Genomic DNA, 9,464 nt, shown 5'->3' on the forward strand with positions numbered 1-9,464 from the left:
ACAGCATCTTTCTCCCACGGAACGTCAGTCTGATCTACGCGTCGGCTGAGGTGGGTCAGGAGGAGATCACCAACTTCCTCGTCAAGCGATGCGAGAAAGACGCGAAAGACGTGCTCGGACAGCTTGAGAAGACGGGGACCGCCATAATCGACGGCGACATCGCAGTTCTCGATAAAATACCGGACGTTCGGGCTGCCGGGGGGGCGGGGAGATGAGCTGGATTGATTTGATGTGCTAAGTGGTGCCGCCGCCTCAGGCGGAAGCGATATCTGCTCTAGTTCGGACACCGACCGGGCGGGCCACCCGGCCCCGCCATTAATCACCCGAGCGCGCACTCGTTTCGACCGCCCTCCAGCTCCTGCGCTTCCATCTCCCAGATCTGAACGAGGCCCAGGTTGACCGATTTGATCTTCCGGTAGGCGGCGGGGCTCGTCCCGACCCTCGCCTTCACCCACGCGACAAACTCGCCCTCCGTCTTGAGCCGGAGAGGTTCGTTGACCTCCGAAAGCGAGCCGAGCGGACGCCCAACACTGCGATCGGGCTCGCGCTCGGATTCCGTGGCGTAGTGGGCGGGGTGGATCCGACATCGGGCATCCCACGTCCGGCGGGCGTGATCGACGCTCTTCCAGAGGACCGGCGTCCACTCGTCACTCTTCCCGCCCAGGTCGGGCCGCCCTACCGAACGCACGAAGATGAAATCACCGGTCAGCGCCACGTCATCTCCGACGAGATACGAAACGCTGCCCTCCGTGTGCCCGGGGGTGTGCGCCACCCGCACCTTCTGCCCGCCAACCGGAATCGACCCACCATCCGCGAGCGGCGCGAACTCGATCTTCCCAGGCGAGCCGTCGTACGGGAGGATCGCGTCGGCCGGATGGAGGTAATAGGGAATCTGGAGCGATCGCGAGAGAGCCGGGCCGCCGCTCAAGTAGTCGGCGTGCACGTGCGTGTCGGCCACCGCCACCACCTTGAGCTCGAGCTCCCGTGCGGCCTCGAGGTAGGGCTGCGGCTTCCGGGGCGGATCGACGATGATCGCTTCGCCGCCCACGGCGAGCAGGTACCCCAGCGCGCCCTTCGCGATCCGGTCGAATTGGATGAACTGGTCGAACCCGGCGGGAGGCTTTAGGCGTCGCGGAACCACCGCGTCGGCCCACGCGGCCATCCCTCCGCGCATCGACATCGCCTCGAACCCGATCTCGTTCAGGTGAATGGCGACCTGCCTGCTGCTGTTTCCGCGTCCGCAGACGACCGCGACGGGGCCATCGGGCGCCAACGTCGACGCGATCGCCTCGCCCTTCGAGAGAATCTCGGAGCCGCGGATGTTTATGAAGCGCTCGGCGGGGAGGATGTCGATACGCCCGCCCGCCAAGGCCTCCGGGGCGCGCACGTCGAGCACCCGGATCGGGGCGCCCGACTCGATGGTTCGAACCAGCTCTTCGGGAGTAATTTCGCGGACGTCGGCAGCACCAGCCATGGTGGCAGTCTGACGCGGGGGCGAAAGGCAGTCAACCTTGTTTGACCCAGCGGACGCGCCGGGGCAAGATACCGGGATGCCCTCCCAATCGCCTCGCCTCGTCGACGTGCTCCCGGGCCTCGCCCTGGCGGTCCTTGTCGGGCTCTCCGCGCGCGTGGTCCACAATTACCTCCCCACCCAGCTGGCGAGCGCGCTCGGCGAGGTGATCTTCGCGGTCCTGATCGGACTGATCGTGGGGAACATTGGGCCGCTCCCGCTCACCCTGGCCCCTGGAATCCGGTTCTCGTTCCAGACGGTGCTCCGAGCGGCGATCGTGCTCCTCGGGGCGGCCTTCTCGTTCCAGCAGGTGCTCGCGATCGGGGGGAAGGCGGTCGGAATGATCGTCATTCTCATGTCGCTCGCGCTGACGGCGGCGCACCTCCTCAGCCGGCTGGCCGGCGTGCCGGGCCGGCTTGCCACGCTGATCGGGGTCGGGACCGCGGTCTGTGGGAACTCCGCCATCGTGGCCACCGCGCCGGTGATCCGGGCAAGGGACGAGGAGGTCTCCTTCGCGGTCGCGACGAACACGCTGTTCGGAACGCTCGCCGTGCTTCTTTACCCGGTGATCGGGCGGCTCCTCCACTTCGGCGACGCTCAATTCGGGACGTGGGTCGGCACCGCGGTCAACGACACGTCCCAGGTGGTCGCGGCCGGCTTCGCCTACAGCGACGCGGCGGGCCGTCTCGCGACCGCGGTCAAGCTGACGCGGAACGCGCTCATGGGCCTCGTCATCGTCGGCGTGGGCCTCGCGTACGCGCGCGCCGGGGCCGCGACGAAGGCGCCCGGCGACGGCTGGGCCCGGTTCCAGCAGTCGTTCCCTTTGTTCGTGATCGGGTTTCTCGCGATGGCGCTCGTCAATTCGCTGGGCGGGCTCCGGTGGCTTTCGGGCGTCATCGGGCACGACGTGGGCTCGATCCTCCGGGAAACGTCGCGCGCGATGATCCTCGTGGCGCTCGCAGGCGTGGGGCTCTCGACGCGTCTTCAGGCGATGCGTCGGACCGGCTGGAAGCCGTTCGCGATCGGATTCGCGGTCGCCGCGCTCACCTCCGGCGCGAGCCTCCTCCTGATCCACTTCCTGGGACCCGCGTCGGGATGAACGAGCTGCCCCCGGGTTTTCTCCTCCGCCGGCCCGAGCTGGCCGACGCGGAGGGAATCGTCGCGCTCTTAGTCGCTGGCGACATCGCCGACCTCGGCCGGCCCGACTCGACGCTCGAGGACCTCCTGGCCGACTGGACGCATCCCCGATTCGATCGCTCGCGGGATACGTGGATCGTGGTCGCGCCGGACCGCGCGATCGTGGGCTATGCGTGGGCCTGGGACCGGGTGCCGCACGTCGACGTCCAGGCCGACGTGCACGTTCTGCCCGAGCATCGCGGGAAGGGGATCGAGCCGGTGCTCCTCGATCTCCTCGAGGGGCGGGGGCGCGAGCACGCAGCGGTCGCTCCTGCCGAGGCGGGGGTCCACTTGGCGATCTTCGCGAAGCCGGGGGGCGCTCTGGCGGCGCTTCTCGCGTCGCGGGGCTATGTCCGGGTCCGGACTTATCTCCGGATGACGATCGAGCTCAAGGCGGGGTACCCCGCCGCCGGCGCGCCGCCCGGGATCGAGATCCGGCGCTTCCGCCAAGGAATCGATGAACGCCCGGTCCACGAGCTCATCGAGGATTCATTCTCCGATCATTTTCGATTCGCGCGAGAGCCGCACGACGAGTGGGTATCGCGCCGAGTCCTTCACCCCGAGTTCGATCCCGAGCTTTGGTTCGTGGCGTGGGACGGGGAAGAGCCGGTGGGAGCGGTCCTCCCCTACGTGTTCGGTGATCTGGGATGGGTCCGGGAGCTTGGCGTGAAGAGACGCGCCCGGGGACGCGGCATCGGGAAAGCCCTTCTCCTCGAGACCTTCCGCGCGTTCGAGCTCCGCCGGCTCAATCGAGTGAGCCTGGGCGTCGACGCCGAGAACGCGACCGGCGCGACCCGGCTCTACGAGAGCGTGGGCATGCGCGAGGAGGAGCGCCACGACCTCTACCATCTGACGCTTCGAGGTGCGCGCTGATGTCACACCGCGCAACTCCTTATGGCACAAAGGATGGCCCGAGGTACTGGCGGACCTTCGCCGCTGCCCCTTAGAATTTCAGGAAATCATGAGCCCCGTGTCCGATTTCCGTTGACGGGGCTCCGGGGCAAACTTAATTTCCCGACGCAGTTTTTCATGCCCTATGCGGAGACCCCGCACCCACCGCCTTTGAGGAGTAGGATCATGACCGGGTACAGCTTCACCAGCGAGCACGAGTTCTTGGGATCGTCGAACCGCGGCCGTCACGATGTCTGGGAGGCCAGAGACCCGTACGAGGATGAGGTGGAGGATTTCGACGAAGAGGAGATTGAAGAGGACGAGGAAGAAGACGACGACTTAGACGACGATGATGACGATGATGACGATGAGGACGAGGAAGAGGAAGTCGAAGACTACGACGAAGAGGACGAAGTAGAGAACTAGGCGCCGCAGAGGCGCGACCTGCCCAGGATCCGCGCGAACGACGCGCGGGTCCTCTCCGCCCCGAGGAAATCACGTGCCCCGATCGCCCCGCGCGCGCCTCACCACGCCCGAGCCGCTCCTGTTTTTGGGGCTTCACCCATCCGAGTCACCGCTCTCCAAGGCGCGCATCGCGGTCATCCCGGCGCCGTTCGATCAGACGACCAGCTATCTCCCCGGCACCCGCTTCGGTCCCAAGGCAATCCTCGAGGCTTCGCGTCAGGTCGAGTTCTACGACGAGGAGCTGGATTTGGAGCCGTTCCGGATCGGCGTCGCGACGCTCGCGGAGATCGAGGTGGAGCCTGCCGATATCGAGGCGGGGCTTCGGAAGCTCGAAACGGTCGTGGCCGAGGTCTCGGCGAAGGGGATGATCCCGCTGACGCTCGGAGGCGAGCACTCGCTCACGCTGGCCCCGGTCGCGGCACTTCGAGAGCTCTATCCCGGGATGGCGGTCCTCCAGATGGATGCGCACCTGGACCTGCGTGACGCGTACCAGGGGACCAAATTGAGCCACGCCTCCGTCATGCGGCGCGTCCGCGATCTCGGTGTCCCGACGGTGGCCGTCGGAATCCGCAGCGTATCGCGGGAGGAGGCCGACTACGTCCACGCGGAGGGCGCGCCGGTATTCCTGGCCCGAGAGATCAGGGCACGCGGGCTCGACATCAGCGCGATCCTCGCCGCGCTCCCGAACCCGGTCTACATCACGGTCGACCTGGACGCGTTCGATCCCGCCGAGGTGCCTGCCGTCGGTACGCCCGAGCCGGGCGGCCTCACGTGGGACGAGGGCCTGCGCCTCCTCCGTGCCGTCTGCGAGCGAAGGCAGGTCGTCGGTTGCGACATCGTCGAGCTTTGCCCGATCCCGGGGCAGCCCGCGTCCGACTTCTTCGCCGCCAAGCTCGCCAACAAGCTGATCGGGTACCTAGGTCTCGGGCCCGAGAAAGAGCCGGGCGGGGAGAAGCCGGAGCCGCGCGCGGCATCCAAGCCTCGCCGCAGGTCATCCAAGCGCCGGAAGAGGGGTCGATGACCAAGGTCATCCTGGCAAAAAACCAAGAGCGGCGGCTCCGCTCCGGCCACCTCTGGGTCTTCAGCAACGAGATCGATTCCTTTGACGGCACGCCCGAGCCCGGCGGCGAGGTCGTCGTTCAAGATCAACGCGGCGGGGTCGTCGGAGTCGGGCTCTACAATCCTCACTCGCTCATCGCCGTGCGCCTCTTTGCGCGCCGCGAGCGCCCGATCGACGCGACGCTCTTCCGCGAGCGCATCACCCAGGCTCTGGAACTTCGCCGCCGCATCCTGCCGGTCGAATCGACCTACCGGCTCGTCTTCAGCGAGGGCGACTTCTTCCCCGGTCTCGTCGTCGACCGCTATGGCGATTACCTGTCGGTGCAGAGCCTGACGCTCGGGGTGGAGCAACGGATCGAGCAGATTCTCGATCTTCTGACGGAGGCCGTGAAGCCGACCGGCATCGTTTGCCGCCGCGACTCACCCTCGCGCGCCCAGGAGCAGCTCCCCCTGCTGGAGCCGCTCATCCGCGGGGAAGTGCCCGCCAAGGTCGACGCGCCGTACGAGGGCTATGTGCTCGAGTGCGACGTGATGAGCGGACAAAAGACCGGGGAGTTCCTGGACCAGCGCGACAACAGGAAGCGGATTGCCCACGAATCGGTCGGACGCAAGACCCTGGATCTCTACTGCTACACCGGCCTCTTCTCGCTCCACTGCGCTACCGCCGGCGCCGCGTCGGTCCTTGGAATCGATCGCTCGGGACCGGCGATCGAGCGCGCCCGGAACAATCACCTCCGCAACGCGCCGACGCGCTCGATCGAGTTCCGCGAGGAGGAGGTGGAGGCAGCGCTCGAGCGCCTCGAGCTCGAGGGATCGCGATTCGAAATGATCGTGCTCGATCCGCCGTCGCTCGTGAAGAGCCGGAAGACGCTCCCCGAGGGCACCGCCAAGTACGAGGCGATCAACGCGGCGGCGATGCGGCTCCTCCCCGCCGGCGGGATGCTGGCGACCGCTACCTGCTCGCACCACGTCGACGCGGCCGCGTTCCTCGACATCCTGAGGGCGGCGGCGAAACGCGCGGGCGCGACCTTCCGGATCGTCGATGTGCTCGGCCAGAGCCGCGACCACCCGGTGCTATTGTCGGTCCGGGAGTCTTCGTATCTCACGATGGTGCTCGCGGAGCGGATCCATTGACGCCGGAGCCGGGGCAGCGGCCGGATGAGAGCTTGAGCGAGAAGGACCTGTTTCTAGGCCTCATTCACTCGTTCCAGGCGGCCGCGATGCAGCAGATGGGGAAGGTCCCGAACCCCTACACGCAGAAGATCGAGCGCGACCTACCTCAGGCGAAGCTCTCCATCGACGTGCTCGAGATGCTGCAGACCCGGACCAGCGGGAACCTCGTAGGGGAGGAGGCGCGATTCCTCCAGCACGTGTTGACCGAGCTGCGCCTCAACTACGTGGCGGAGATGGAAGAGGACAAGAAGGGGAAGGGCGGCCCCTCGCCGCCTGCGGCCGGTACTCCACCGCCGCCCCCAGCAACGCCCGAATCGTAGGGCCAATAGCGACCTCTCGGGTTCGCGCTGCCCCCGGCTCGGTCCAGCCACCCTTGGGTCCCTGGCCCCACTTCACCCGCGCCGCGCTGGTCCGCATCAGGCTAAGCCCCTGGCATTAGATATCTTAGACAATCCTTCACTCGGGCATGGTGCATGCTGGTACCGATCTTCAGAAGCGACAGGACTCGGACGCACACATCGATTGGAGGATCCATATGAGATTCAAGTGGGTATCGCTCGTGGTGGTCGCGCTGGTGGGCGCTACGGGGTGGGCAGTGTCCGGCTGCGGCACGTCGCCGTTGGCGCCCGCCAATCTCCCTTCATCGGGGACGGCGAGCGCGTTGGTCCCATCTCCTCCGATCCTCACCGTGTCACCCGACGGCAGCGTCGGCTACACGCTGATCCCGTCAGGCGATGCCCATCTGGGGAGCAGGACGAGCGGCGGTCTCGGCATCAGCGCCAGCGGCAAGGTCAATGGAGACAGGGGCGGTACGGTGACCTGCGGGCGCTTGATCGTTACCATCCCGCCCCACGCCTTCGCGGGGACCGCGATCATCACCATCACCATTCCGGATCGGACGATCCTCCAGGGCGATTTGTCGATCTCGCCCGCCTCGGCGAACAAGTTCGCGGTTCCGGTCAAGCTTTCCGTGGACCTCAGCAACCTGGCCGTGGATCCGACGACGCTGGTCGTCTACTGGTACGACCCGGCCGCAGGCGTCTGGCGTGTCCAGCCCACCACGGCTTCGCTCTCTCCGCAATCGGTATTCACCAGCCTTAGCCACTTCTCGAAGTACGGGGCCGGAAAGGCCGGCTGGTAAGGGCCTTGGAGTCCTAAGGAGGGCGGCCGCATGATCCTCATGGCTTACGTGGCTCTGGTCGCGATCGGAGGAGCTTGGGCCGTGCTCGCGCCGGCGATGCCGAATCCCGCCCCAGCCCCCCTGGAGATCCTCTTCTGGCTTCTCGCGAACATGCTGGGTGAGGTCCTCTGGCTCCCGGCACCGCGCGGGCGGGGATACATCAGCATGGCGACGGCGGCGAATTTCGCGTCGGTGCTCGTGCTTCCCACGTGGACGGCTGTCGTCGTGACGTCCTTGGCGGGCGCTCTAACGGACGCGGTCTTCCGGCATCGCCCCTGGTACAAAGTGCTCTTCAACGCCGCGGCGTGCTGCGTGACGGTCTACGCAGCCTCGCATGTCTATGCCAGCACGGGGAACGGACACGCGGGGATTGACGCCCTTCTCACGCCGTTGAACGTCGGTGCGCTCGCGCTCGCGGCGGTCGTCTACTTTGGCCTCAATACGTGGCTCGTGTCGGGGGCGATCGCCCTCGAGGGCCAGAGGCCCGTTTGGGAAGTCTGGCGGACGAGCTTCGGCTCCAACTACTCGCTCAGTAACTCGCTGGCCCTGATCCTGTTTGGATTTTTCTTCGCCACGCTCTTCCTCACGTGGGGCTACATCAGCGCGTTCCTAGCCGTCTTCGCAGCCTACTTCGTGCGGGACGCTTATGAGCGCTACCTCCTCATGGCGGAGCGGGGCGCGGCAACGTAACTCGTCGCGCGTCCCCGGTCTGGCACCGTTTCCTTCCTCGGTCTTGCGAGTGATCCAAGAGGGCGCCATAGTCCTCTCGTATGTCAAAGCACCCTTCGATCCTTCCTCAGCTTCTGATCGTCGTCGCGACGCTCGCGGGCTCCGCATTTTTCCTCGCCGCTGAACACCAAGTCGCAGGCAAGTGGGGTTTCTCCCTCGACGATTCCTGGATCTACGCGACATTCGCTCGAAACTTAGCGACAGGGCACGGATACTCCTTCAACCCGGGAGAGCCGATCGGCGGTGCTACCGGCCCCATGTACGTGTTCATCCTCGCCCCGCTTTATCTCCTCTTCCACGACGTCGTACTCCCAGCGAAGGTTTTAGGAATCGCATGCCTTTGTGCCTCGGCGATTCTCGTTTACCACTCGATGCGGAGAGTCGATCCAACGGATCGGATCGGACCGCTCCTGGCGGGCGTTCTGGTCGGAATATCGCCGACCCTCCTGTGGGGCGCCGTGTCGGGGATGGAGGTACCGGTCTATCTCCTTGTGGCGTGCCTCGGGATCTACTTCTACACGCTTGAGAGGTGGACGCTAACCGCGTTGTGCTGGGCGGCGGGCGTGTGGTTGCGGCCGGACGGAATTATTCTGGCGCTGCTCGCGATCGTTGCTCGACCAAAGCTCACAGCAAGGAACTCAATCGGCTCTGCGGTCGTGGTGGGGGTCATTATTGGAGCGTACCTCCTGTTCAACTACGCGGTCGGAGGGGGGCCCCTTCCAAACTCGGTAGGAGTGAAATCCAGCTTCGGCGGGAATCTTCTAGGCCGCGAGTGGAGCATGGCGACGCAATGGCTCTGGCTTTGGGGTCTCTCCCTCCGACCCATAAGTCTCGGACACCATTTCGCTCTGCTGATCCCGGCGATGATCGTGGGCTCGATCGCTCTGATCCGGCGGTGGCCAGCGTTCGTGGCATATGCGTTCGGATTTCCGCTGGTGTTTGGCGCATTCGGGCCTTCTGGGGGTCAGCACGGCCGGTATATCGCCTACGTCGTTCCCTTCGGGATCATCCTGGCGTGTTCAGGCCTGGCGTATCTCGCCGGTCGCTCCTTTGGCCGTCATTACGCAAAGGGGCTTCTGGCCGCTGGCCTCTTGTGCATCGCCTGGCAGGTTTACGTGGGTCAAAAGGTCGGGATCGCGCACGGCTGGAATGTTCAGAACATCAACGAAATGCAGAGATTCGTGGCCGAACGAATTCGCAGAGGCGCAAGCCCTGGCGATACGATCGCGGTGAATGATATCGGGGCAATGGGATACTTCAGCGGCTGTTATGTCGTGGACT

Annotated in this window: 9 protein-coding genes; 8 read left to right on the top strand and 1 reads right to left on the bottom strand. The window is 65.8% G+C overall.

Translation table 11 applies throughout. From position 1 onward, the window contains the following. Positions 1 to 319 precede the first annotated feature (319 nt). A complete protein-coding gene (locus E6K79_00960) occupies positions 320 to 1,474 on the bottom strand; it encodes an MBL fold metallo-hydrolase (protein ID TMQ67031.1) in 1,155 nt (384 codons plus the stop codon). Positions 1,475 to 1,550: 76 nt separating this feature from the next. Here E6K79_00960 and E6K79_00965 point away from each other — a divergent pair, with 76 nt between their 5' ends. The 8 genes from E6K79_00965 to E6K79_01000 all read left to right on the top strand — a co-directional run. Then, positions 1,551 to 2,609, top strand: a complete 1,059-nt coding sequence (locus tag E6K79_00965; protein TMQ67032.1) for a putative sulfate exporter family transporter — start codon at positions 1,551 to 1,553, stop codon at positions 2,607 to 2,609. After that, positions 2,606 to 3,559: a GNAT family N-acetyltransferase gene (locus E6K79_00970; GenBank protein ID TMQ67033.1), complete on the top strand. Its 954-nt coding sequence runs from the start codon at positions 2,606 to 2,608 to the stop codon at positions 3,557 to 3,559. The genes E6K79_00965 and E6K79_00970 overlap by 4 nt, the downstream gene beginning before the upstream one ends. Positions 3,560 to 4,076: 517 nt before the next feature. Further along, on the top strand, positions 4,077 to 5,063 hold the full coding sequence (gene speB / locus E6K79_00975; protein ID TMQ67034.1) for an agmatinase: 987 nt from the start codon (positions 4,077 to 4,079) through the stop codon (positions 5,061 to 5,063). Beyond that, positions 5,060 to 6,235 carry a class I SAM-dependent rRNA methyltransferase gene (locus E6K79_00980; GenBank protein ID TMQ67035.1) on the top strand — a complete coding sequence of 392 codons (1,176 nt, stop codon included), beginning with the start codon at positions 5,060 to 5,062 and terminating at the stop codon, positions 6,233 to 6,235. Before speB ends, E6K79_00980 begins: the two co-directional genes overlap by 4 nt. An 86-nt stretch (positions 6,236 to 6,321) precedes the next feature. Continuing rightward, positions 6,322 to 6,594 carry a DUF1844 domain-containing protein gene (locus E6K79_00985; GenBank protein ID TMQ67040.1) on the top strand — a complete coding sequence of 91 codons (273 nt, stop codon included), beginning with the start codon at positions 6,322 to 6,324 and terminating at the stop codon, positions 6,592 to 6,594. Positions 6,595 to 6,809: 215 nt separating this feature from the next. Continuing rightward, positions 6,810 to 7,415, top strand: coding sequence for a hypothetical protein (locus E6K79_00990; GenBank protein ID TMQ67036.1), 606 nt, complete (start codon positions 6,810 to 6,812; stop codon positions 7,413 to 7,415). Between the two features lie 30 nt (positions 7,416 to 7,445). Then, entirely contained in the window at positions 7,446 to 8,144 is a 699-nt protein-coding gene (locus E6K79_00995) for a hypothetical protein (protein TMQ67037.1), read from the top strand. 80 nt (positions 8,145 to 8,224) lie between these two features. Then, on the top strand, positions 8,225 to 9,464 hold a 1,240-nt coding region (locus E6K79_01000; protein TMQ67038.1), incomplete at its 3' end, for a hypothetical protein.

The sequence above is a fragment of the Candidatus Eisenbacteria bacterium genome (assembly GCA_005893305.1).
Lineage (GTDB): Bacteria > Eisenbacteria > RBG-16-71-46 > SZUA-252 > SZUA-252 > WS-9.

Excerpts from the sequence above, each read along its gene's own strand:
- E6K79_00960 (TMQ67031.1), bottom strand. The coding sequence starts at position 1,474 with ATGGCTGGTGCTGCCGACGTCCGCGAAATTACTCCCGAAGAGCTGGTT.
- E6K79_00965 (TMQ67032.1), top strand. The coding sequence starts at position 1,551 with ATGCCCTCCCAATCGCCTCGCCTCGTCGACGTGCTCCCGGGCCTCGCC.
- E6K79_00970 (TMQ67033.1), top strand. The coding sequence starts at position 2,606 with ATGAACGAGCTGCCCCCGGGTTTTCTCCTCCGCCGGCCCGAGCTGGCC.
- E6K79_00980 (TMQ67035.1), top strand. The coding sequence starts at position 5,060 with ATGACCAAGGTCATCCTGGCAAAAAACCAAGAGCGGCGGCTCCGCTCC.
- E6K79_00985 (TMQ67040.1), top strand. The coding sequence starts at position 6,322 with ATGCAGCAGATGGGGAAGGTCCCGAACCCCTACACGCAGAAGATCGAG.
- E6K79_00990 (TMQ67036.1), top strand. The coding sequence starts at position 6,810 with ATGAGATTCAAGTGGGTATCGCTCGTGGTGGTCGCGCTGGTGGGCGCT.
- E6K79_00995 (TMQ67037.1), top strand. The coding sequence starts at position 7,446 with ATGATCCTCATGGCTTACGTGGCTCTGGTCGCGATCGGAGGAGCTTGG.